The organism is Teredinibacter turnerae T7901, from assembly GCF_000023025.1.
GTDB classification, from domain to species: Bacteria; Pseudomonadota; Gammaproteobacteria; order Pseudomonadales; family Cellvibrionaceae; genus Teredinibacter; species Teredinibacter turnerae_B.
In genome coordinates this window covers 238,860-261,953 of the sequence record NC_012997.1, presented here as the reverse complement: position 1 = coordinate 261,953, position 23,094 = coordinate 238,860, and the positions used below count along the sequence as shown (strand labels likewise).

Sequence of the window (23,094 nt, the reverse complement as noted above, 5' to 3'; positions counted from 1 at the left end):
GATTCATTAAGTGTCGCATTATAGCAATGATTGATTGGCAAAAAATCGATACCGTGCTGCTCGATATGGATGGCACCTTGCTCGATCTCCACTTCGACAACTACTTTTGGCTCACCCATTTGCCTCTGCGCTACGCCGAGATCAAGGGCGTTAGTGAGGCGGAAGCGACTGCATTGTTAATGCACCATATTCGCCAGCACGAAGGCACTCTTCAGTGGTACTGCCTGGATCACTGGTCCGCGTTACTTGAGCTCGACATACCGCTGCTCAAGCGTGAGCTTTTGCATAAAATTCAGCTGCGGCCCTATGTTGAGGATTTCTTGCGTGCACTGCGTGGCCAGCGGAAAAAAGTGATGTTAATCACCAATGCCCACCCAAAAGGGCTCGAATTAAAATTGAGCGTAACAGCAATAGACCAATGGCTGGACCTGGTCGTATCTTCTCACGAATATTTCCACCCCAAGGAAAGCGAAGCATTCTGGCAGAAGCTACAAGCCGAGGAAAATTTTGACCCAAAAACAACGCTTTTTATTGATGATACGCCACGCGTGCTCGCCAGTGCGGAAAACTTTGGCATTGCACACTTGGTTCACATTTGTGCTCCAGACAGCCAGCGCGAGCCGGCGCGGTCGCATCGCTACATAGACATTAACCATTTCGACGAAATTATGCCGCACTAACCTTATGGAGAAAGTACGAATCGATAAATGGCTGTGGGCTGCACGCTTTTTTAAAACCCGCAGTCTCGCCAAGCAGGCGATAGACGGTGGCAAAGTACACGTGCAAGGCCACCGCGTTAAACCCAGCAAAGACCTCGAACTCGGAATGACCCTGAGCATACGTCAGGGATGGGACGAAAAAGTTGTGGAAGTGACCGCGCTCTCAGACCAGCGCCGAGGCGCACCCGAAGCCGCACAGTTATACCGAGAAACCGAAGCCAGCATCGCTGCACGTGAGTTAAAAGCGGCGCAGCGCAAGGCCATGGGTAGCGCAGATCTGCGCACAGCGAGCAAACCTACCACCAAACAACGCCGACAAATACACCGATTTAAGCGAATCACTCTTGAAGATGACTAGTATGACCGACGCGACTCACCGCTTTGTTTTTGAAAATACCGATATCAGGGGTAACCTTGCCACATTGTCCGGCAGTTACCGTGCGATCGTCTCGAATCAATCTCTACCAGTGTCGTTACAGCCGCTGCTCGGTGAATTCGTTGCAGCGGTGGCACTTTTAAGCGAAACACTCAAATACGACGGTATTTTAACGCTGCAGGTACGCGGCAACGGGCCCGTGCCGTTGATCGTAGCCGACTGTACCAACGATGGTGACCTGCGCGGAATAATCGAACTAGGCGAACATCAACCACTGCCTGACTACAGCGGTCTTACCCTGCCTGAGCTTATTGGCGATGGCGTGCTCTCGCTCACCGTCGACCCTGAGCACGGGCAGAGGTACCAGGGTCTGGTGCCGCTCGAGGGAGATACCCTTGCAGATTGCCTTGCGCTCTATTTCGCCCAATCGGAGCAGCTACCAACGAAACTCTGGTTGTTTGCCGACCAAAATCACTGTGGCGGCTTAATGCTGCAGGGATTACCCGCGCAACAGGTCACTGACCTGGACCAACGCAAAGAGCAATGGCAAACAGCAGTGCAACTCGCCAACACGGTGACGCCCGACGAGCTATTCAGCCTGCCGGCCAATGACTTACTCTACCGACTGTTTAATGAATTAGGTTGCCGCTTGTTCGCAGCGCGTGAGTTTCGCTTTCATTGCAGTTGTAATCGGGCGCGGGGCGAAAATGCCATAAGCTCCCTGGGCAAAGAAGAGGCATTCGCGCTTCTGGCGGAACAAAATGGAAAAATCGCCGTAGACTGTCACTTTTGCGGACAGCACTATGCGTTTAAGGAAGAAGATTTACAGCGCTTGTTTAGCGGTTCGATGCACTGATTTGCGGGGATACCCAAAAATGCCGCGGCACTTTTCGCAAGGTGGCGCGGCATGGAGGTTCGATACAGTACCGGGTTTTAGTCGAGTAAACCCGTGTCAACGTAGGCTTGTTCAAGCGCAGTCACGTTCGGGATAACCAACTCTTCCATCCCGACTTTAACGGCCATATCCACAAATGGCGATTTCATGCCCAGGGTGTTTTCCACAATATCCGCTTCGCCAATTCGTACCATGCGGGGAATACCCTGAGTCGGAATTGCGATAAACGGCAAGCGGCTGTCCACACCCGTGTTGTTGAGCACCGCCATTCGGCCTTGCGGGTTCAGAGGCGTTAATTTGCCACCGTTAATAGCTTCAAAAACCACCACGGGTACGTAGGCATTGCGCCATTCGTATTTACCTAACATCCACTGGGGTGAATTCGGCACCGACTGTACCGGTTGCATCGGCGCCATTTCCGCTACGGTTACACTGGGAATGAGCAGTGTCGCCCCCAACACAGGCACCAACAAGCAGGCAATATTATCCGCCGGGTCAGCAGGTAGGGTTTCGTCACCACTCATAAATACAGATTCCCATAGTAAAGCGAGCGCGATAAAGCACTCAATTGTTAATAGCTTTCGGCGGAATTTGTCGCCGGTAAACAAACTGCCTGGCAAGATTTTCCGGCGAACCCTGATAACTTACCGCACCGGTGGCAATTGCTGAGACCGGCATAGAATCTACCGCACAGGTACCAGGCGACTGCGCCCACACCATGCCACCAGAACGGCGCATGTAACTACAGCTCTTTGAGCCATCGTCACCCATGCCAGAAAACACAATAGCACCAGCCCGATTGCCATAGTGGCGGGCCAAACGGGCCATCACCTGATCGGCTGATGGTCGATACGGCCCAAGCCAGGCCAGGCTGTTCGGTGCAATCACACCGCTATCATAAATGTCCACCTGATTATCCGGCGGTACCACATAAATACTTTTTTCACGCAGCACCCGCGACCGTTCGCAGGTTACAACACTCCACTGGGTGCTCAGCAGCAATGCTTTTTGCAAGCTGAGGCTTATTTCCGCGTTAATGTGCTGTGCGTAAACAAATGCAACGCCTTCTAATTCCGGCGAAAGCGCTTTCAAAAAACGGGTCACAGCCTCTGGGCCGCCCGTCGATGCAGCCAGTACCCAGACTTCTTGTGCCTTCGCGCCTTCCTCGGGCTTGGCCACACCGGTGCACAGCTGTAATTTAGCTGCGAAACGTTTGGCTCTGTCGTGACCACCAAGGTTGCCGTAGCACTCCATATCGTCGTATATCACCGGACAGTCGCTGCTTTCCAGGTGCTCGACAATCGCCAGTGCGCTGTCCTGCTGGAGATTCAAACGCACCACCCAGGCATCAACAGCAGGCAATTCTGCTAGGAGGTTTCTCACAGACGCCATTTTTGCGATGGCCACCCGATGACCGGTTGCTTCGACCAACGAAACCAGGTCGTTTAACTGGGCCTGCGAGTCAGCCAATACCCCGAAGGTCAGGGTTTCGGCGGCCAAGAGATCACCTCGCTTTTGCTTCTTCCAGCAATTCTGCAATGCTGGAGAGCAAAAGTTCTTCCTGGTATGGCTTACCCAGGTATTTGTTTACACCCAGACTCATAGCGCGTTCCCTATGCTTGTCGCCTGTACGCGAGGTAATCATGATAATTGGCAGATGGCGCAACCGGCTGCTGCTGCGAATGTTCTTCGCAACTTCGAAACCGTCCATGCGCGGCATTTCAATATCCAGCAGCATGAGATCGGGAATATCGTCATCCTGCAAAACCCGCAGCGCATCGACGCCATCTTTCGCAGTAATAACGTTAAAGCCTTCTCGCTCTAGAAAGCGCGTAGTCACCTTCCGGACGGTTACCGAGTCATCCACCACCATAACAGTTTTGGTGGTATCTACAGGCGCTTCTACCGGCGGCAAAGCATCCCGCAGACGCATTTCAATCACTTTGGCGTTGGCGATTTCTTTACGCATGAGTGCGTGCGGATCGAGGATCACAACCACGCTACCGTCACCCATCAGGGTCGCACCGGACAAGCCCTGCACCGCACTAAACTGCACACCCAGACTTTTCACCACAACTTCGCGGCTGCCCAGGAGGTTGTCCACTTGCACCGCCATGGCGTTATCTGCCGATCGCACCAGCAGCACAGGCAGAGGCAGTGCATGGCCATCGAGTTGCGGCAGAATGTCGTTGCTGAGCATCGACCCCAGGTAACGCACTTGATAATTTTCGCCGGCGTACTCGAAGCGCGCATCTTCGGTGGTGTAATAGTGTTCCAGTTCGAACGGGCTTACTCGCACAATACCTTCGATGGTATTCAACGGAATCGCGTAAGTATCCTGACCAATTTCAACCATCAGGGCGCGGTTGACCGAAACGGTGAATGGCAGGCGAACAATGAACTCCGTACCCTTACCCCATGCCGAGTCGATGGTAACTGAGCCACCAAGCGCTTTAATCTCGGACGTTACAACGTCCAAACCTACGCCACGACCAGAGATCTGCGTTACTTTTTCTGCGGTACTGAAACCCGCGTGCAGAATAAACTGCATAACATCGAAATCGCTCAGACCAGCGTCAGCACTCATAAGCCCGCGCTCGATCGCTTTTTCCCGTACACGACGCAAATCAATCCCACGCCCGTCGTCGGCAAGGCGAATAATGACATCACCACCTTCGCGGCCGAGCGTAAGTACAATACGGCCCGTTTCCGATTTACCTGCGCCCAAGCGATCATCCGGGGCTTCGATACCGTGGTCCACCGCATTGCGCAGCATGTGCTCCAGCGGCGGCACCATACGCTCTAGCACCGAACGGTCCAGCTCACCTTCGACATTGTCCAGCTCGAAGCTCACACTCTTGCCCAGTTCGCTGGAAACCTGACGCACGATACGACGCAGACGCGGGACCAAGCGTGAGAAAGGTACCATGCGCGAGCGCATCAGACCTTCCTGCAAAGTAGTGTTAATGCGTGACTGTTGCAGCAGTAACGTTTCTGTATCGCGAATATTATCGGTCAGGGTTTCCCGTAAATCGATAAGGTCGGAAGCAGACTCAATCAGCGAGCGCGAAAGCTGCTGCAAGTGAGAGTAACGGTCCATCTCCAGTGGGTCGAAATCTTCGTGCGCGGCCATCTGCTCCTGGCGGAACAAGACCTGCGCTTCGGTTTCAATATCCAGTCGACGCAGCTGTTCCTGGAGGCGGAACAGTGTGGAATCAATATCGTCAAGCGAATTGGAAAAATCACTTACCTGCTGTTCAATACGCGCGCGGTTGATTGATGTTTCCCCCGCGAGGTTTACCAGCTCTTCCAGCAACTCGGCTGATACCTTAATGACCTCCTGCGGGCCGCTCGGCTTGCGCGCGATCGCTTGGCCACCTGGAGTGGCTGCCGGTGATGGCATTGTAAACTCACCGACGTCGGGCGCCTTAGGTTTGGGCGCAAATGGCACTACATTCGATTCTGCCGCTGGAGTCACTGTTTGCAGCGGTGCAGCGTCTGCAACCGGTGGAATCTCTTCCACCTCAGCCCCGCTCACGCTTGCATCCCCAGGTTGGACTTCTGCTGTTACTTCTGCTGTTACTTCTGCAGGCACGTCTGCAGATGCCTGAGCGCTATCCAGATCGCCGGCAACAAATGCTTGTATCGCGCGCACGCCACTCAATACCTGATCCTGGTACGAATGCATGGTACGGAAAAATGGTTCGTCGACTTCCTGCAATTTTGAACCAATCAGGAAGGATTCATAGTTGTGGGTGAGCTCACCCAGATTCGTCATACCCGCTAGACGTGCGCCACCTTTGAGTGTGTGCAACACACGTTTTATTTCTTCTGCCTGGCTCAAGTCGCTCCAATCACCCTCCCAGGCATGAACGGCTTCGTCCAACTGCTCGATCAATTCGTCCGCCTCCTCCAGGAAGATATCAAGAATATCCTGGTCGAAGTCTTCGTCATTGACGTCAATGGTATCCAGTAAGCCAGCGACGGTCGCACCAGCAGCGGGCTGGACAGCGTCTTCGACCTGAGCCGAGTGCACGGTTTCAGATTCCTGACCTGGCTGCGCGATTTCTTGGGGAGCTTCGGCTTCTATTTCGAAGTTTTCAACACTTGGCGGCTCAACAATGTCCGGGCTATCCAGATCAGCGAGGAGTTGCTCGCCCATGTCCGCCACTTCAGAAATACCATTATCGATTGCTTCCAGGCTGACAGGGGCACCATCAGCAGAACCCTCTTCATCTGAGGCATAGTGTTCACCTGGTACAAAGTTTTCACCTGGTACAAAGTTTTCACCTGGTACAAAGTTTTCACTTGGTACATAGTCTTCACCCGGTGCACTGTCTTCGGGTGAAGCCGGAGTCGTTGTCAGCCCTGCCTCGCTGGAAAGTACGGTGGCGTCTGCGGAGAGATCCTGACCGAACTCCGCGGGTGCAAGCTCAGAGACATCATTCTGGGGCGGTAAGTCATCGCTTGTTCCAATGACTTCTACACCAAAGTCATTGGTGCCCAAATCCTCGCCAACAAAACTCGCGCTCCCCGGATCACTGCCAAGAGGCTCTTCAAGCGTAATTTCATCAACGGATATCGCTTCGCTCGATAACGCATCGCTAGTATCGATCTCGATGACGCCGTCATCACCTGAGAAGTCATCGCTCCCAGGTTGTTCGATCAGAGACTCAGCCGGCGTATCAGCCTCGAAGCCCGGCTCTACTTCAGAATCGGTTGGGTTTGCGTCCAGTTCAAAGCTGGGAATACTTTCATCGACTGTCAGCGTCGGTAATTCATCGACGGTATAGGTATCCGCATCTGGCAGAAGATCCCCCTCAAACGGGGCGTCGAGCACGGGCGGCTGCTCATCGTCACTCAGGGTGATCTGATGTTCGTCACCAAGCGGCTCATGGTCGTCGTCGTTAAGTTCCTCGTCGGAAAACGGGCTCGAGAAATCGGCCGTCAGGACATTTTCCGCTGGTGCCTCGATACGAATCACAAGGTCTTCTTCGGCGGCGCTTTCACCAGATTCATCAATTGAGGGCTCGTCAACAGCCGCTGAATTTGGCTCTTCGACCGGCTCATCAAACAGCGCTTCAGCGCCGGTATCGCTCGCCGTGTAGGGCTCGACCACCGGAGTAGAAAGCGCTGCAGATTCTTCGCCGTGATGAATCAGCGACGCCAGAGCAGAGGTGATCTCTTCGGATGGCGAACTGACGTTTTGTCCGGCCGCCACCGCATCAACCATGTCCAGTAGAGTATTGTGACCGGCGGACAGAATAGTGAAAAAGTCCTCGTTGAGGAGCTGATGTCCCGCATCGGCCTGCTTATACAGCTGACAAAGTTGTGCCGCCAAACCCGCCATGTCCGGCAGATTGGCCTGCCGTGCGCCGGTGCCGAGCGTACTCAGTTCGCTCACCACGGACGCGCCATGTTCGAACGCACCGCCCTTCTCTTGCCAGTCGGCGATCAGCTGGTCCGCATCCAGCAGAAGATTCATTTCCTCTGCCATAAAAATGGACAACAGTCTCGGATCGACCTGCTGCTGACCTTCTTTTTCCTGATCTTTCAGACGAATAAGGTGCCCGACAGCCAGTTCGCGCAACTCTGCGGTACGGGCAACAAACTGGTCCAGCTGGCGAATTTCCAGATTTTCACCCGCTTCAAGCTGGGTGAGCGCCTGCGCGGTGTAGCTGACAGCGTCGCGGTATAGCTGGAGAATATCTTCATTGATATCCACCTGATAGCTAATCAATTCTTTTGCAAAGGCCTCGAGTGGCTCTGCCATGGCGGCAATTGGCGTAACCTGCGCCATTTTCGCACTGCCCTTGAGGGTGTGCAGCGCGCGCTGGAAGTCATCGCTGGGTGGTGAGTACAGCGGCGCATCCGCCTCCATTTTTGCGATAAACGCATTCATGGTCGCTAAGTGACTATGGGCTTCCGACGAGAATATCTCCCACAACACCAGGTTTTCATTGTCACTGTCGTCTTCATCCCCCGAAATATCCGCCTGAGTCTCGGGCTCTGCAGCTGCAGGTTCTTGTTGCTGCTCAGCTGCTACCACCTTTTTTGGCGGTGCCGTCAGATCAGGCAGTTGCGGGTGTCCCCCATCTGGGACAGAGGCAAGTTCAGCGGGGGTATCTCCAGCAGCAAGACTTTCCGCCCACGCCATATACTGTTCGCACAGGGCTTTTTGCGGATTGCGTTTGCGCCGTTCAAATGCGGTGACCAGTACGGGCAGCACGTGCAGTACCAGCTCAATCATGTGGCCGTGTGCGGGGCCTACGTTAACCGTGTTATCAATCACACGGTTAAGCATGTTCTCTATGGACCAAGCGAGCTCACCAATATCGTAGGCTTCGACCATGCGTCCACTGCCTTTGAGCGTGTGGAAAGCGCGGCGCACCACCACGAGTGAATCCTGATCCTGAAAATTCGCTCGCCATTTGGGGAAGTATTCGTCCAGCGTCTCACGAACCTCGCCAGCTTCTTCGATAAAGATCTCGATAATCTCATCGTCGATGTCGCTTTCGATCTCCGGCTCGTCATCATCGACGGTGATGGCATCTAACGATACCCCGGGTTGCGGCTGCTGCTCAGGTTCAGCGGCGGGTGCATCGTTAACAGCGGCAGTCGGTACTTCAGATTGATCGGGCGCTGGGGTTTCAGCAGCGCTGGTCGCAGCGAGTAACGGGTACCCAAGGCTTGCCATCGATTCTTCGGCAACGTCCAACAATGAACTGGGGTCGCCATCCATATCGTCGAGACGACGCTCGAGATAATATTCGACACTTGCGATAGCATCAGCGAGTGTATCCAGCGAGTTCCAGCCCGGCTGTTCGTCCCGCTCAATTAACTCGGCTTGAATGTAAGCCGCACAGCGATCAAGTATCGCGGCAGGGCGTGGCAACGGGATAATTTCAAGCCCGCCGCGGATATCATGCAGCAGGCTGCCCACGTTGAGCAGATGGCTCTTGTCCCACTTCGACGAGATGTATTCGACAATCGCGTCCTTCGCCTGCTCGAGCCCGTGTTGGCACTCCTTTATGACGGTCACTTTGGCCTGGTCGATTTCAATCTCGCGTTCGTTCACACTGGCGAGATCGCGATTGGTACCGACCACTTTGGCAATGGCTTCCAAGCGGTGTTCAATTTCGATGATTTTACCGGCAACATCTAGCAGCCGCGCTTCATCAACGGTGTTAAGTCCGCTAAGTTCCGTGAGCACGTCAATTTGCTGGTTGATGTGCTTGCGAAGGTCGCCGATACCCAGAATCGCGAGCGTATCAGCCACGCGCTTCACGACAGGCAGCACCTCCCGCAGATCTTCGGGCTGGCCTTGGCCGGTCAGGCAGGTGTCTAGAACGTGCTTGATAGAGTTAATTTCTTCGTTGAGCGCTACAACTACCGAGCGGATTGCGTCCGGATCCGGAGCTGAGAGGGAATTTTTATCGTTGGAATCACCAATGGTGACGCCCGCAAGTAACGCATTTTTCAGGTTGTAGCGCGCTTTAACACGATTAATTTTCTTGCCGCCGTCTTCAGCGCGGGCTACGTAGTAAAGCAGGTTTTTCAACAGGCTTTCGCGCGGGGTTGCATCCAACGAGCCTGGCGCTTTTTCACCCATCAGTCGCAGTTCGCGTGCAAGGTGTCGCAACAACCCCCGCACGGCCACGCTCAACTCAATGTCGTCGCGCAACAGACCTTCAATCAACGCGGCAGACACTTCCCAGATCGGGTGGCATTGTGTTCCCGACGTCAGCGCTTCAAGACGACTGAACACCTTGTCGAGGTACCCCAGGTTCTCATCGACTTTGATACCGCGCAGCACACTGGCAGCAGCAAACTGGTACATTTCGCGCAGTTTTTTCAAGACCTGCTGCAGTTTGCTCTTGTCAGTGGTAATCGGATGGCGCTGGCCGCTCACACTAGCGGTCAGGGAAAGATCAGGCGAAAAGAGGTTGGTTTCACTCAGATAGCTCTGATTGCGAACTGCACGCAGATCATTGAGTAACGGCAGTACGAGGCCAGGGTTGTCCTCTTTATGCGCTTTAACGTGATCCAGGTAAGTGGGTAGCTGTAACAGAGAGCGCATAAGCACTTCTTGCGCTTCAGGTACACTGGTGACTTTGTTGTCCATCAAAGCCTGAGCGAGGTGCTCCATTTCCTCTGCCAACAGAGATGCACCGTGAAACTCCACCATTTGCAAACTGCCGTGCACCTGATGAATGTATGTCAGACAGAAGCGCATCTTCGTGGCATCTTTCGAATCTTCCACGAAGGATTCCAGGGCTTGTCGCGCTTCTTTGAGTGTCTCGTCGATTTCCTCAATCACCCAATCGAGCGCGGCAAAGTTACGTTTATCGCTCATACAAGAAAGCCCTGCACCATAAATTTCTTAACAGTCTAAACTGCTGCTTTTCGAATATACGCCTGGACGTCGTCCACCGGCGCACGCACCATGTCCGGGTGCGACCAGTCAACAACCTCGCCGAGCCCAACCACCAGAACACCGCCTGGTTTTAGATGATCGACAAAGGCGTTCATAATTTCGTGTCGCAACCAACGACGAAAATAAATCAACAGGTTCTGGCAAAAAATCACATTCTGATCAATACCTGGCATTTCGTTGATGTTGAGCACATTCGCATGGTTGAAACACACACGCTGCTTGAGCTCCGGGTCTATCTGGTAGCGCCCGTTTTCAAGTTGTTTGAAATAGCGCTGACGAACATGGGGTTCCAGCATTTCCACTTTGCGCTGAGGGTAAACACCCGACCGCGCAATTCCCAACGCGGCACGACTGATATCTGTCGCTATTACACCGTAGTACGGGTCGAGTTGCGCCAGACTAAAGCAATCGTTTAAAACCATGCTCAGCGTGTAGGGCTCTTCACCAGAGGAACAGCCAACACTCCAGATATCAAACGAACCCTTGAGGGTTTTATTGTTTATCTGGTTTTGCAGATAACCGCGTACAAAGTCAATGGAGGGGCGATGTCGGAAAAAACTGGTCTCTTTTACAACCAGGCGGTCAATGAGCACAGCCCACTCGATCATCCCGGAAACACCATCCACAACACGGTTGTAGTACTGTGAATAATCCGTCTGCCCCAGCTCACGCATGCGCATCGTGACCTGAGTTTGTAGAAACACCCGCTGCTGGTCGCTCAAGCATATACCCGCACGGTCCTCCAGCAGTTTGCTCCATTGAGCAAACTGTTTGTCAGTGAGGTCCGGCGCTGCCTGAAGTGACCAAATCATGGAATGCTACCTTGCCCTTAAACGCGCGCGTTTTCGTCGTCTTCTTCTTCAAGCGGATGCAGTAATGTAGGGTCATCGTCGTCCAGCGCGTCGTCCAGCGAAAGGTCGACAACCTCTTCATCCAAATCATCCACATCCATATCGGCGCCGTCTTCCATCGCCATATCGTAATCGTCATCATCGTCGCCGCTGGCTTCGGTCATTTCATCAGGCAGCTTGAAGCCCGATACCGAACCACGCAGTTCCACGGCCAAATCGGACAGGTTACCAATCGCCGCAGCGGTTGCATTGGTACCGGCGGAGGTTTGCGAGGTAATTTCCTGAATCACGTTCATCGTGTTAGAAATGTGGCCCGCAGAGGAGGCCTGCTGACGCGCAGCGTTCGAAATGTTCTGAATCAATTCAGCCAAGCTGGCCGATACTGCCTCGATTTCTTCCAGTGCCACACCCGCATCTTGTGCCAGACGGGCTCCACGTACCACTTCGGCCGTGGTTTGTTCCATCGAGATAACGGCTTCGTTGGTATCGTTCTGAATCGTTTTTACCAGCGATTCAATCTGTTTGGTTGCTGTTGCGGAACGTTCCGCAAGGCGCTGAACCTCATCCGCTACCACCGCGAAGCCGCGGCCTGCGTCACCGGCCATCGACGCCTGGATCGCGGCGTTAAGAGCCAGAATGTTGGTCTGGTCAGCAATGTCGTTAATCAAAGATACGATGTCACCAATTTCCTGCGAAGATTCACCCAGTCGCTTGATACGTTTCGACGTATCCTGAATCTGCTCACGAATGGTATCCATGCCGCGGATGGTGTTCTGTACCACTTTTGCGCCGTTGTTCGCGATCGATACCGACCGCTCCGCAACGCCAGCGGATTCGGCGGCGTTCGCCGATACCTGGTCGATGGTAACCGCCATTTCGTTCACCGCCGCAGATGCCCCGGCGATTTCCTGCGCCTGGTGCTCCGATGCCTCAGCCAGATGCAGCGCTGTTTGCTGTGTATCTTTAGAACCGTCCACAACCCGCTCGGAGGTTTCGTTAATGCGCGAAACCAGTACCCGCAGCTGGTCGATGGTGTAGTTAATGGAGTCCGCAATTGCACCCGTAAAATCTTCGGTTACCGTTGCCGTGGTAGTCAGGTCACCATCCGCAAGGTCAGCCAGCTCATCCAGCAGTCGCAAAATTGCATTCTGGTTTCGCTCGTTGGTTTCCGCGGTTTCTTTCGCGCGACGGTTGGTGGCGCGGATAAGCGAGTAACCAATACCGATCAAGAACAACAGCCAGACTGCGCCGACGACTAGAAGAATGTTGTTGTTCCAGCTGCGCTTGCTGGGCAATTGCACGATAGCATCCGAGAGAGCACCCAGGGTTTGCAGAATCAGAGGACCGTCATCCAGCACACTGGTGGTCGCCTGACGAGCGCGAAACAGTGCAGGAGCCGCTTCGAAGATTTCACGCACCGAGCCACTTACGAACTCAAACAGTTCAGAAATTTCTTCCAGAGAAGAGATCGCCTCGGGGTCGGTAACCCGGGATATGCTCATGGCCACATCGCCATTTTTCATCCCTTCGAGAACTTTTCCGAACAGGCTGGCGTCCAAGTTAAACTGATCCGCTGCACGGTCGGCATCTTCACCACCGCGCAGCATCTTGTCGACGTTACGACCGATGCGCTCCGCACGCCAGGACTGCATCTGAGCAACAGACACCTGATCCGCTGGTGCGCGGTTCTCAAGGAGAATTTCTACGATATTGTTGTGTTCCGCCTGAAGTTCTGGGAGCGACTCGTTCAGGGTGGTAGCAACATCGTGCAGGAAGATAATAGTGTCTTCGTTTTCGGTGATTACCTGGATATTCTGCTTTACCCGGGTCCATACGCCGTTAAACGCAGCTAGCGGCTCCGCCAGCACGATGCGTGTTTGTGGATCCGCAGACTGCAGCTGACTCCAGGAGCGCTCCATGGAGGAGACAACTTCTTTCAGATCGCCAAATGCCTCCTCGCGCCCCGCTGTCGCATCTCGAGACAGAGACGCCAACCGGAAGGACGATGCACGCAAGTCACTGGCCTGCTGCAGGTACTGCTGGTCGCGCTGCGCATAGGAGAACAGCTCATAGATAATCAGGCCGATCAGACCGGTCAATACAACCAGGCCGGTTATCAGAATTGCCAGCACCGGGTTGGTTTTGGCCCGGGCCAACAGGCCCTCAGAATCACTCTTCATACGACGCTCCCAAGCGAATGTATGTCAATGCAAGGTGGCTTTGCGCCACTCCTTTTAATTAAGACCTCTCCTCGCCAACGCGAGGGAAGAACCACGCCAATTTACCCGAACGCCCGTCCGGGGACAGGCGTTCGGGAAAAACCGTTAAAACACACTGCGCTAGACGAGCGCCGCGTTTGTAAAGCGATTGTCACCCGCCAGTCGAGCCATGCTGAATACCGGCCACTTTTCGCCGTGCATATCGTTGTATGCGCCTTCAACAAAACCTTCGATACTTTCCGGCATACCATCGTCCACCTGGGTGTAACTATCCGAGGTGAAGTGCTGCATTCCGAAGGCCCGATCCACAACAATACCGCTGTAGAGCGAGTCAGTTTCCAATACCAGCACCCGCTGGTGCTTCTTGGGGCTGGTCATGCTGCCACCGAAAAACAGCGCGAGATCGAAGAGCGGCAGCAAGCGACCGCGGACATTAGATAAACCGATAACCCAGGGCTGCACCCCTGGCAAGCGGGTAGCGGATGGAAGCTCCATAAGTTCTGACACATGGCTCATTGGAGCAACAAACTTTTGCCCCAGCAACGCAAAGCCAATTCCGCTCCAGCGCGGAGCGGCGTCCTGGCGGGCGGGCAGTCCCGCCGCAGAAGTGCGACTGCGCTGTGCCAGGTTAGCCAACACATGGAAAGCAGAATCACTCACAGTTTGCATCTCCCGACATTTGACGGTCGAAATCGAACGTCAAATCAAACGCCCACTTTTTCCATCGTTGAAAACAGTTCTTTCTCATCGATCGGTTTGGTGAGGTATGCTTTAGCACCTTGGCGCATACCCCAAACGCGATCGGTTTCCTGATCTTTTGTGGTAACAATAATGACAGGAATATGACCGGTTTCGGCCGCTTTTGTGAGTTGGCGCGTCGCCTGAAAGCCATTGAGGCCAGGCATAACAATATCCATCAGAATAACGTCTGGCAGTTCCGCCTTCGCGGTTGCCACACCCTCTTCACCGTTGGTAGCCGTTATCACGGAGTGGCCGTTCTTTTCCAACATCCCGGTGAGTTTATAAGTTTCGGTTGGTGAATCATCAACAATCAGCACTTTGGCCATGAGTCCCCCAGTATTACTGGCAATTCGTTGTTCGGTTCCTAAGGATTAACTCGCGCGAGCCACTTTCACATGGGCTTCGATCGCGCCGATCAGCTCACCCTTGCTGAACGGCTTTGTCAGGTACTGGTCTGAACCCACAATACGGCCCTTCGCCTTGTCGAAAAGACCATCTTTACTGGAAAGCATTATTACGGGTGTCGATTTGAATTCACTGTTGTTTTTGATCAGTGCACAGGTTTGATAACCGTCGAGACGGGGCATCATAATGTCGACAAAAATGATGTCTGGACGGGTGTCGGCAATTTTTGCGAGGGCATCAAACCCATCCGTTGCCGTGACCACAGTACAACCGACTTTTTGCAACAGCGTTTCCGCTGTTCGCCGGATGGTTTTACTGTCGTCGATAACCATCACTTTCAAGTGCTCTAGATTAACGTCCATAGAGTGACCTTGTTTCAGTTCTCTGGTATTTAAGTAGGGCGCCACAAAATAAAACTATTAAGCGACAACTTTTAACATAGTTTTCCAGTGTAATCCATAAATGCTTGAAAAAAATAGAAATCTACGTTTTTTGCCCACTGGATCAAATGTGAAATCAAAGTAACATTTCTTATACCTTACCTTTTATAATCGTCCAATATTGGCGGTTTCGCCAACCAGCAAACCTATTTTTTCGGGGTAGAAAATTTGTCACACACACTTCGCATTGGTGTGGTAATGGATCCCATTTCCAACATCAGTTTCAAGAAAGACACCACGCTCGCAATGCTGCTGGCAGCACAAGAGCGCGGCCATCAATTGTTTTATATGGAAATTCAGGACCTGCTCCTGGATCAGGGCAGCGCTCGCGCGAACATGGCTACATTATCTGTCGCCAATGACGCAGCCAACTGGTTCACGCTTGGCGAAAAAAGTTTGCTGGATTTGAGCGAACTGGACGTCGTGCTTATGCGAAAAGATCCACCTTTCGACAATCAATATATCTATGCGACATATATTCTTGAGCGCGCCGAGCAGCAAGGTACTTTAATTGTTAACAAACCGCAGAGTCTTCGCGACTGCAACGAAAAGGTTTTCGCCACGCAATTCCCGCAGTGCTGTCCCCCGGTCACAGTGTCCCGTGATACCCGTTTATTGCGCGAGTTTCATCAACAACACGATGACGTGATCTTTAAGCCGCTGGACGGTATGGGCGGCAGTGGTATTTTTCGTTGCCGCGCCGATGACCCAAATGTCAGCGTGATACTCGAAACACTGACCGACGCCGGCGCGAGTTTTATTATGGCGCAAAAATTTATCCCGGATATCCGCAATGGTGACAAGCGGGTGCTAGTGGTAAACGGCGAGCCGATCCCCTATTGTTTAGCGCGCATTCCCGCAGAAGGCGAAACCCGAGGTAATCTTGCCGCAGGCGGCAGCGGAGTTGCACAGCCACTTAGCGAACGCGACCGTTGGATCGTCGCGCAGGTTGCGCCGACGTTAAAAGAAAAGGGGCTCCTCTTTGTCGGCCTGGATATTATTGGCGACTACCTGACAGAAATTAATGTCACCAGCCCCACATGCGTGCGGGAAATAGACGCTGCGTTCGACACCCGCATCGCAGAAAAACTCATGCTCGCCATTGAAGGCATTCGCAACAACAGATAATGACTATGGCAGCAGTAGCAGATGGCGGTGGCTCGGACCGCCTCATATTCGGTATGTTTCTCGCGTCAGCATTGCATGCAATGCTGATTCTCGGTGTCGACACGGGCGCGCACAATGGCACGAAACTCGCTCCCACACTTAATATTACGCTCGCCACGCACAAGAGTAACAACTCACCAGATAAAGCCGATTTTTTGGCGCAATTTAATCAGCAGGCAAGTGGCACTGCCGACAGCGTCAAAGAGGTGACCACCGACAAACTCGCTGAAATTGAAGACACCCAGGTACGCGACGTTAATCCCTTGCCGCAGCGAAAAGCGAGCACCGACACCCCATCAACTGCGCAACTGCTCGCAACCACTCGACCGCGAGATCGAGCCATAACACGGCAGGATGACACCGCTATAAAATCCGTAAGTGACATCAGTGATGGCGCGCTCGTAGACGCGCCTTTAGAAAGTACGGAAATTGCCAGCCTGCGAGCCAAACTGGATCGCGAGCGCCAGGCACTGGCCAACAAACCCCGCACTCGGCGCCTAACTTCAGCGTCCACCAAAGCGTCTTATGACGCCGCCTACCTGAATGACTGGGCATTTAAAGTTGAGAGCGTGGGCAACGCAAATTTTCCTGCCGAAGCACTGCAACAAGCGATTTTTGGCAGCCTTCGGGTCGCTGTTTTAATTGATCGCTATGGAAAGGTTAAACGGGTGGAAATTCTCGAGAGTTCCGGTCACCGTCTCCTGGACGACGCAACCCGGCAAATTGTGCGGCTGGCCTCCCCTTTTCCACCGCTGCCAGAAGAAATGCTGGAGCACGCAGATCAACTGGAAATTATTCGGACCTGGCGGTTTGAACTTTCCGGAATGAGTACAACTCGTTAATCCACTCTTATAGCAGTGACGTAAATTTATGCCAAAAGACAGTTTTCGCTTGTTTTATATAAAAGCGGACGCATACTGAAAGCATGACTCGATACCTCTCTCAAGATACCCCCGAAAGTCTTCGCGACCATTTTCTGGTGGCGATGCCGGGACTCAACGACCCAATCTTTTCGCGTTCGGTGACTTATGTTTGCGATCACAGTGAACAGGGTGCTATGGGGATCGTTATCAACCAGCCTCTGGATCTTAAGCTCGGTGATATCTTCGAGCAACTTGCGATAGAACACACGCCACAACCGGTGGATAGACCGGTGTTAGCGGGCGGGCCAGTTAATATGCAGCGCGGGTTTGTGCTGCACCGGGATACAGGCAATTGGGAGTCGACACTGCACATTACCGCCGAAATTTGCCTCACGGCATCGCGGGATATCGTGAGTGCAATGGCCATGGATGAAGGCCCCAAAAGTGCAATCTTTGCACTCGGTTATGCCGGCTGGAGCCCCGGACAATTGGAGGGCGAACTAGCCAATAACTCCTGGCTGGTAGTACCGGCAGAAACGGGGATTATCTTCGACACGCCGGTGGAAGAGCGCTGGAACGCCACCGCAAAACTGTTGGGTATCGACCTCAATCTTATTTCATCCGAAGCCGGGCATGCCTGAACCCCGCAGCGAAGAAACCATCCTGGCGTTCGACTTCGGCACCCGCAGTATCGGCGTTGCAGTCGGCCAAACGCTGACGCAAAGCGCCAGCGAACTCCCCACCTTAAAAGCTAAAGACGGCATCCCCGATTGGCAGCAACTCGAGCAGCTTTTCAGCGACTGGCGGCCGAACCTAGTTGTAGTTGGCTTACCGGTGAATATGGATGGCAGCGAAATGGAAATGACCAGGCGCGCACGTAAGTTTGGCAATCGGCTCAACGGCCGTTTCAATCAAACGGTGGCATTTTTTGACGAACGACTCACCACGCGAGCGGCCAAAGAGGAAGCGGCGGCGCATGGCCATCGCGGCAACTACCGCGCAAAACCCGTCGACTCGATTGCGGCAAGGCTCATCCTCGAAGGGTGGATGAGCGAGCGGGCCAGTAACAGCTAATCGCGTTAACCGGCCACACAAAACCTTGCTTAAAAAGGTTAAAACTTGCGAGTGCGATGCGAATCATCTTCCTGAATACTCAGTTCATCGGCCGCATTTTTCAGGTATTCGGCATCACTCTCTGAGCCCAGTTTAATCATCAAGCGCAAATCGTTCGGCGAATCCGCGTGCGAGAGCGCATCTTCATAGGTAATTTCACCTGCGTCATAAAGTTCGTACAACGCCTGATCGAACGTCTGCATTCCCTGCTCGTTGGATTTTTTCATCAGCTCTTTCAGCTCGTGCACTTCGCCTTTGCGAATTAAATCCTGAGCGAGTGGCGTATTTAAGAAAATCTCCAAACACGCACGCCGCCCTTGCCCGTCTGGGGTAGGAATCAGCTGCTGGGCAACAATCGCTCGCAGGTTTAACGACAAATCCATCCATAGCTGGCTGTGACGGTCGGCCGGAAAGAAGTGAATAATACGGTCCAAGGCCTGGTTCGCATTGTTCGCATGCAAGGTCGCCAGACAGAGATGTCCGGTTTCCGCAAACGCAATCGCGTGATCCATGGTTTCACGAGCGCGCACCTCACCAATCAGAATGACGTCTGGTGCTTGTCGCAAAGTATTTTTCAGCGCGACTTCAAAGGATTCCGTATCAATACCGACTTCGCGTTGAGTGATAACACAACCCTGATGCTGATGAATAAATTCGATAGGGTCTTCAATGGAAATAATATGCCCTTTGGAGTTGCGATTGCGGTGACCGATCATCGCGGCGAGAGAGGTGGACTTACCAGTACCGGTCGCCCCCACAAACAGCACCAAACCGCGCTTGACCATCGCCAGCTCTTTAATGGTTTCCGGTAGGCCCAGATCATCAATTTTTGGAATTTGTGTTTCGATTCGACGCAACACCATACCCGCCAGGTTGCGCTGATAGAAGGCGCTGGCACGAAACCGCCCGATTCCTCGTGCACTAATCGCGAAGTTGAGTTCCTTGGTTTCCAAAAACTCTTTGCGCTGCTTTTCGTTCATCACACTGAGCACGGTTTCGCGGCTCTTTTCCGGCGACAGTGGCGTCGACGAAACGGGAACCACTTTACCGTGTAATTTCATGGACGGCGGAACACCGGCCGTAATAAACAAATCCGACGCACCTTTTTCAACCATCAACGCCAGCAGGCGATCAAAATCCATAGAAATTCCCAGTTGTTAGCATGATCAAACAAGTAATTACCCAAACGCTTAGAAAGCGTCCGGCATCTTGGCTTTTTCGCGCGCGACTTCGCGCGAAATAATGCGGCGCTCGACTAAATCCGCCAGACATTGATCCATCGTTTGCATTCCGATGGCGCCGCCGGTTTGAATAGCAGAGTACATTTGCGCCACTTTGTCTTCGCGAATCAGGTTGCGAATGGCCGGTGTGCCACGCATGATTTCATGTGCAGCAACACGCCCGCCGCCATTTTTTTTCATTAGTGTTTGCGAAACCACCGCCTCCAGGGATTCCGACAACATTGAGCGCACCATGGCTTTTTCATTGGCGGGAAACACGTCGACAACCCGGTCGATGGTTTTTGCCGCCGAAGTGGTATGCAGCGTGCCGAACACCAAATGACCGGTTTCCGCGGCAGTTAACGCCAATCGGATGGTCTCAAGGTCCCGCATCTCGCCCACCAGAATAATGTCCGGGTCTTCCCGCAACGCGGAGCGCAACGCCTCGGCAAAGCCATGTGTATCGCGGTGTACTTCACGCTGGTTTACCAGGCACTTTTTGCTCTCGTGCACGAATTCTATCGGGTCTTCAATAGTCAGAATATGGTGATATTTGTTTTCGTTGATGTAGTCCATCATCGCCGCAAGCGTGGTAGATTTACCGGAACCGGTCGGCCCGGTCACCAGCACCAACCCGCGGGGCACTGAGGACACATCGCGAAAGACCTGCCCCATGCCCAGTTCCTCCATGGTAAGCACCTTGGAGGGGATCGTTCGAAATACCGCGCCTGCACCACGGTTCTGGTTAAATGCGTTTACCCGGAAACGCGCCACGCCCGGCACTTCGAAGGAGAAATCCGTTTCCAGGAACTCCTCGTAGTCCTTGCGCTGCTTGTCGTTCATAATTTCGTAGATGAGGCCGTGTACCTGCTTGTGCTCCATCGGCGGCAGGTTGATACGACGCACATCGCCATCGACGCGGATCATTGGCGGCAAGCCAGCAGAGAGGTGTAAATCCGATGCGCCCTGCTTCGCTGAGAACGCCAATAATTCGGTAATATCCATAGAAAAGCCTTGTGAAAATCAGAGTCTGGAAGGTTACGTAAGTATATGCACAAGATCCAAGACAGGATAACTCAAGTTAACATACGAATTAAAAATGCGGCATCGAACGCCGGCAGAAACCCGCAGGCCATCACACTACTGGCGGTCAGTAAACGCCAGCCAAACGCGCTGATTCAAGCGGCATATGACGCAGGCCTGCGAGATTTTGGCGAAAATTACCTGCAGGAGGCTGTCGAAAAAATCGCCGTGTTAGCCATGCCCGAAGCACGCTGGCATTTTATCGGCCCCATCCAAAGCAATAAAACCCGCGCAATCGCAGAGCACTTCCAGTGGGTGCACTCCGTCGACAGGTTGAAAATCGCCCAGCGCCTCAGCGAACAGAGATCGCCCGCTTTACCTCCCCTGCAAATATGCCTGCAGGTAAATATCGATAACGAAGACACCAAATCCGGTGTCAACGTCACTGAACTGGAAACCCTGGCACTCGCAGTGGCTGAGCTGCCGCATCTGCAGTTGCGAGGGTTGATGACTATTCCAGCGACCCAATATACAGCAGATAACTCGCCCTTTGTGCGCTTGCAAACGTTATTTGAGCGCTTGAAAAAGCACCCCCAGCTCGCCAATATGGACACCCTTTCGATGGGCATGTCCGGCGATATGGAAGATGCTATTGCCGCTGGCTCCACCCAGGTGCGCATCGGCACTGCCCTATTCGGCGAGCGAACCCATTAAACCGGATGCGATCTGACCCGTATCCGATACCAGATTTTCAGGACCACAGATGACAGACTCACAGCCCACAGTGGCGTTCATTGGCGCGGGCAACATGGCGGGCAGCATATTCGGCGGCCTGGTCGCAAACGGCTATAACGCTCAGCGCATTATTGCCAGCGACCCAAAGCCCGACGCACTTGCAAAGCTTCAGGCATCGCTCAATATTCGCACCACCACCGACAACCGCGAAGCTCTTGCCGCCGCCGACATCGTTGTGCTGGCAGTAAAGCCGCAAGTAATGAAGGCTGTGTGCTGCGACCTGGCACCGCACTTAAAACCCGGGACCCTGGTTATCTCGATTGCCGCCGGCATCAGTGCCGCGAGCTTGCACACCTGGCTAGGAGGCAATCAGGACTTGGCGCTAGTGCGCTGCATGCCAAATACGCCGTCGCTGGTGCAGGCTGGCGCCAGTGGCTTGTTTGCCACCCCCAGTGTGAGTGACAAGCAAAAGCAACAGGCCGAGTCCATAATGGCGGCCGTCGGCAGCGTCTGCTGGGTCAATAACGAGGAAGACATTCACGCGGTTACCGCGGTTTCCGGCAGTGGTCCGGCTTATTTCTTTTTAATGATCGAAGCCATGACTGACGCCGGGGTTGCCCAGGGCCTGAACAAAGACACCGCTGCGCGTTTAGCGTTGGATACCGCCTACGGCGCCGCTAAACTGGCAGTAAACAGCGATGTGGATGTCGTGGAGCTGCGCCGCCGGGTTACCTCCCCGAACGGCACCACCGCAGAGGCTATCGCATCCTTCGAAAACAACAACTACCGTGTAATTGTTGCCAATGCCATGCAGGCCTGCGCTGACCGTTCCCGGCAGCTGGCAGAGCAACTGGCGGATTGACCCAACAGACATCCGCCCTTTATTTGCCTATTCACCAGGAACCATTCACCAGGAATAATAGAAAGAGTCTGCTATGAACCCCTTTATCGAAATCGGTATTTATGTCGTCCACACGCTGGGCTCCGTGTTCCTGCTATTTGTTATCTTGCGATTTCTGCTGCAACTGGCGCGCGCAGATTTCTACAATCCGTTTTCGCAGACAGTGGTGAAGGTGACAAACCCGGTTTTGCTACCGCTGCGCAAGATCATCCCCGGATTTTTTGGCATCGACCTGGCGTCACTGGTGCTCGCTTTGTTGGTGCAGCTGGTCATCGGTGAACTCAGCGCCGTAATCGGTCACCACCAACTGGTCAACCCTGGCTATGTTTTAATAATGGGCGCACTTGGCACCCTTAAAATGACCACCTACATTGTGTACGTGTGCCTGCTGGTGCTGGTAGTTACAAGTTTTATCGCACCCTACAGTACCCACCCGGCCCTGGTTTTAGTGCGTCAACTGATGGAACCCCTGCTGCGCCCAGTACAGAAAGTGATTCCACCCATGGGCGGGCTCGACTTTTCGGTGCTGTTCGTGTTTATGGGGGTCACCATCATTCAAAAATTACTGGACGCGACGGCCTACTCTGTGGGCGTTATTCCAGGTTTGATTATTGGCTACTAGCCGCCGGGCACCCTGTCGCCGAACGAGTACCACAAACCAGCTATAAATACAGGATTGCACTTGTGCCCGATCACTACCAATGGCATGCGGATCATTTAATCTTGCACTGCGTGTTACAGCCAAAAGCCAGCAGTGATGCATTCGCGGGTCTACAGGCGGACCGGTTAAAGATTCGTATAACAGCGCCACCAACCGATGGCAAAGCCAATGCCCATTTGGTGAAATACCTGGCACGGCAATTTGGCGTTGCCAAAAGCGATATCGAAATTGTGCGCGGCCAGCTGTCGCGCCAGAAAACATTGCAAATTAACCACCCAAAGCACATACCAGCCGACGCGCTGGTTGAACAGCCGAAGATCTAAGGGCG

21 protein-coding genes are annotated in these 23,094 nt (G+C 53.5%); 11 read left to right on the top strand and 10 right to left on the bottom strand.

Annotated elements, in window-relative coordinates; genetic code table 11:
* Positions 1 to 26: 26 nt before the first annotated feature.
* From yrfG to hslO, 3 genes are read left to right on the top strand one after another with little or no spacing between them, the layout of a single operon-like run.
* Positions 27 to 680 (top strand): GMP/IMP nucleotidase, encoded by a 654-nt coding sequence (gene yrfG / locus TERTU_RS01085; protein WP_015819789.1) that lies wholly within the window; start codon positions 27 to 29, stop codon positions 678 to 680.
* Positions 681 to 684: 4 nt separating this feature from the next.
* Positions 685 to 1,077: an RNA-binding S4 domain-containing protein gene (locus TERTU_RS01080; RefSeq protein WP_015819318.1), complete on the top strand. Its 393-nt coding sequence runs from the start codon at positions 685 to 687 to the stop codon at positions 1,075 to 1,077.
* Between the two features lies 1 nt (position 1,078).
* Positions 1,079 to 1,951, top strand: a complete 873-nt coding sequence (hslO, locus tag TERTU_RS01075) for an Hsp33 family molecular chaperone HslO (RefSeq protein ID WP_015818358.1) — start codon at positions 1,079 to 1,081, stop codon at positions 1,949 to 1,951.
* A gap of 77 nt (positions 1,952 to 2,028) precedes the next feature.
* Here the strand turns inward: hslO and TERTU_RS01070 are convergent, their stop codons facing one another.
* From TERTU_RS01070 to pilG, 8 genes are all read right to left on the bottom strand, one after another.
* Positions 2,029 to 2,514, bottom strand: coding sequence for a chemotaxis protein CheW (locus TERTU_RS01070; protein ID WP_015817918.1), 486 nt, complete (start codon positions 2,512 to 2,514; stop codon positions 2,029 to 2,031).
* A 40-nt stretch (positions 2,515 to 2,554) separates the two neighbouring features.
* Positions 2,555 to 3,490, bottom strand: a complete 936-nt coding sequence (locus TERTU_RS01065; protein WP_015820154.1) for a chemotaxis protein CheB — start codon at positions 3,488 to 3,490, stop codon at positions 2,555 to 2,557.
* A 4-nt stretch (positions 3,491 to 3,494) separates the two neighbouring features.
* Positions 3,495 to 10,346 (bottom strand): hybrid sensor histidine kinase/response regulator, encoded by a 6,852-nt coding sequence (locus TERTU_RS01060; protein ID WP_015820496.1) that lies wholly within the window; start codon positions 10,344 to 10,346, stop codon positions 3,495 to 3,497.
* A gap of 35 nt (positions 10,347 to 10,381) precedes the next feature.
* The gene (locus TERTU_RS01055) at positions 10,382 to 11,239 is read right to left on the bottom strand and encodes a CheR family methyltransferase (protein ID WP_015817116.1); all 858 of its coding nucleotides are present in this window, start codon (positions 11,237 to 11,239) and stop codon (positions 10,382 to 10,384) included.
* Between the two features lie 17 nt (positions 11,240 to 11,256).
* Positions 11,257 to 13,458, bottom strand: coding sequence for a methyl-accepting chemotaxis protein (locus tag TERTU_RS01050; RefSeq protein ID WP_015817436.1), 2,202 nt, complete (start codon positions 13,456 to 13,458; stop codon positions 11,257 to 11,259).
* A 159-nt stretch (positions 13,459 to 13,617) separates the two neighbouring features.
* Positions 13,618 to 14,157 (bottom strand): chemotaxis protein CheW, encoded by a 540-nt coding sequence (locus TERTU_RS01045; RefSeq protein ID WP_015817751.1) that lies wholly within the window; start codon positions 14,155 to 14,157, stop codon positions 13,618 to 13,620.
* Positions 14,158 to 14,201: 44 nt separating this feature from the next.
* The gene (gene pilH / locus TERTU_RS01040; RefSeq protein ID WP_015818447.1) at positions 14,202 to 14,564 is read right to left on the bottom strand and encodes a twitching motility response regulator PilH; all 363 of its coding nucleotides are present in this window, start codon (positions 14,562 to 14,564) and stop codon (positions 14,202 to 14,204) included.
* A 45-nt stretch (positions 14,565 to 14,609) separates the two neighbouring features.
* Entirely contained in the window at positions 14,610 to 15,005 is a 396-nt protein-coding gene (gene pilG / locus TERTU_RS01035) for a twitching motility response regulator PilG (protein ID WP_015818072.1), read from the bottom strand.
* A gap of 246 nt (positions 15,006 to 15,251) precedes the next feature.
* Here pilG and gshB point away from each other — a divergent pair, with 246 nt between their 5' ends.
* The 4 genes from gshB (at position 15,252) to ruvX (ending at position 18,187) form a co-directional block, all read left to right on the top strand.
* Positions 15,252 to 16,211 (top strand): glutathione synthase, encoded by a 960-nt coding sequence (gene gshB, locus TERTU_RS01030; RefSeq protein ID WP_015819723.1) that lies wholly within the window; start codon positions 15,252 to 15,254, stop codon positions 16,209 to 16,211.
* A complete protein-coding gene (locus TERTU_RS01025; RefSeq protein ID WP_041590003.1) occupies positions 16,211 to 17,092 on the top strand; it encodes a TonB family protein in 882 nt (293 codons plus the stop codon). Before gshB ends, TERTU_RS01025 begins: the two co-directional genes overlap by 1 nt.
* 83 nt (positions 17,093 to 17,175) lie before the next feature.
* Positions 17,176 to 17,754 carry a YqgE/AlgH family protein gene (locus TERTU_RS01020; RefSeq protein WP_015819114.1) on the top strand — a complete coding sequence of 193 codons (579 nt, stop codon included), beginning with the start codon at positions 17,176 to 17,178 and terminating at the stop codon, positions 17,752 to 17,754.
* The gene (gene ruvX, locus TERTU_RS01015; RefSeq protein WP_015820484.1) at positions 17,747 to 18,187 is read left to right on the top strand and encodes a Holliday junction resolvase RuvX; all 441 of its coding nucleotides are present in this window, start codon (positions 17,747 to 17,749) and stop codon (positions 18,185 to 18,187) included. The genes TERTU_RS01020 and ruvX overlap by 8 nt, the downstream gene beginning before the upstream one ends.
* A 38-nt stretch (positions 18,188 to 18,225) precedes the next feature.
* On the opposite strand, the gene TERTU_RS01010 is transcribed toward ruvX, so the two are convergent.
* Positions 18,226 to 19,368 (bottom strand): PilT/PilU family type 4a pilus ATPase, encoded by a 1,143-nt coding sequence (locus tag TERTU_RS01010; protein ID WP_015819970.1) that lies wholly within the window; start codon positions 19,366 to 19,368, stop codon positions 18,226 to 18,228.
* Between the two features lie 48 nt (positions 19,369 to 19,416).
* A complete protein-coding gene (locus TERTU_RS01005) occupies positions 19,417 to 20,451 on the bottom strand; it encodes a type IV pilus twitching motility protein PilT (protein ID WP_015819744.1) in 1,035 nt (344 codons plus the stop codon).
* Between the two features lie 45 nt (positions 20,452 to 20,496).
* Between TERTU_RS01005 and TERTU_RS01000 the strand changes: the two genes are divergently transcribed.
* The 4 genes from TERTU_RS01000 (at position 20,497) to TERTU_RS00985 (ending at position 23,089) form a co-directional block, all read left to right on the top strand.
* The gene (locus tag TERTU_RS01000; RefSeq protein WP_015820845.1) at positions 20,497 to 21,183 is read left to right on the top strand and encodes a YggS family pyridoxal phosphate-dependent enzyme; all 687 of its coding nucleotides are present in this window, start codon (positions 20,497 to 20,499) and stop codon (positions 21,181 to 21,183) included.
* A gap of 49 nt (positions 21,184 to 21,232) precedes the next feature.
* Positions 21,233 to 22,066, top strand: a complete 834-nt coding sequence (gene proC / locus TERTU_RS00995; RefSeq protein WP_015820405.1) for a pyrroline-5-carboxylate reductase — start codon at positions 21,233 to 21,235, stop codon at positions 22,064 to 22,066.
* A gap of 73 nt (positions 22,067 to 22,139) precedes the next feature.
* A complete protein-coding gene (locus TERTU_RS00990) occupies positions 22,140 to 22,727 on the top strand; it encodes a YggT family protein (protein WP_015818511.1) in 588 nt (195 codons plus the stop codon).
* A gap of 62 nt (positions 22,728 to 22,789) precedes the next feature.
* Positions 22,790 to 23,089, top strand: a complete 300-nt coding sequence (locus TERTU_RS00985) for a DUF167 family protein (RefSeq protein ID WP_015816900.1) — start codon at positions 22,790 to 22,792, stop codon at positions 23,087 to 23,089.
* Positions 23,090 to 23,094: the final 5 nt, after the last annotated feature.

Excerpts from the sequence above, each read along its gene's own strand:
- ruvX (WP_015820484.1), top strand. The coding sequence starts at position 17,747 with ATGCCTGAACCCCGCAGCGAAGAAACCATCCTGGCGTTCGACTTCGGC.
- TERTU_RS01020 (WP_015819114.1), top strand. The coding sequence starts at position 17,176 with ATGACTCGATACCTCTCTCAAGATACCCCCGAAAGTCTTCGCGACCAT.
- hslO (WP_015818358.1), top strand. The coding sequence starts at position 1,079 with ATGACCGACGCGACTCACCGCTTTGTTTTTGAAAATACCGATATCAGG.
- proC (WP_015820405.1), top strand. The coding sequence starts at position 21,233 with ATGACAGACTCACAGCCCACAGTGGCGTTCATTGGCGCGGGCAACATG.
- TERTU_RS01070 (WP_015817918.1), bottom strand. The coding sequence starts at position 2,514 with ATGAGTGGTGACGAAACCCTACCTGCTGACCCGGCGGATAATATTGCC.
- TERTU_RS01050 (WP_015817436.1), bottom strand. The coding sequence starts at position 13,458 with ATGAAGAGTGATTCTGAGGGCCTGTTGGCCCGGGCCAAAACCAACCCG.
- TERTU_RS01080 (WP_015819318.1), top strand. The coding sequence starts at position 685 with ATGGAGAAAGTACGAATCGATAAATGGCTGTGGGCTGCACGCTTTTTT.
- TERTU_RS01000 (WP_015820845.1), top strand. The coding sequence starts at position 20,497 with ATGCACAAGATCCAAGACAGGATAACTCAAGTTAACATACGAATTAAA.
- pilH (WP_015818447.1), bottom strand. The coding sequence starts at position 14,564 with ATGGCCAAAGTGCTGATTGTTGATGATTCACCAACCGAAACTTATAAA.
- TERTU_RS01055 (WP_015817116.1), bottom strand. The coding sequence starts at position 11,239 with ATGATTTGGTCACTTCAGGCAGCGCCGGACCTCACTGACAAACAGTTT.
- TERTU_RS01005 (WP_015819744.1), bottom strand. The coding sequence starts at position 20,451 with ATGGATATTACCGAATTATTGGCGTTCTCAGCGAAGCAGGGCGCATCG.
- TERTU_RS01025 (WP_041590003.1), top strand. The coding sequence starts at position 16,211 with ATGACTATGGCAGCAGTAGCAGATGGCGGTGGCTCGGACCGCCTCATA.
- TERTU_RS01010 (WP_015819970.1), bottom strand. The coding sequence starts at position 19,368 with ATGGATTTTGATCGCCTGCTGGCGTTGATGGTTGAAAAAGGTGCGTCG.
- pilG (WP_015818072.1), bottom strand. The coding sequence starts at position 15,005 with ATGGACGTTAATCTAGAGCACTTGAAAGTGATGGTTATCGACGACAGT.
- yrfG (WP_015819789.1), top strand. The coding sequence starts at position 27 with ATGATTGATTGGCAAAAAATCGATACCGTGCTGCTCGATATGGATGGC.
- TERTU_RS00990 (WP_015818511.1), top strand. The coding sequence starts at position 22,140 with ATGAACCCCTTTATCGAAATCGGTATTTATGTCGTCCACACGCTGGGC.
- TERTU_RS01060 (WP_015820496.1), bottom strand. The coding sequence starts at position 10,346 with ATGAGCGATAAACGTAACTTTGCCGCGCTCGATTGGGTGATTGAGGAA.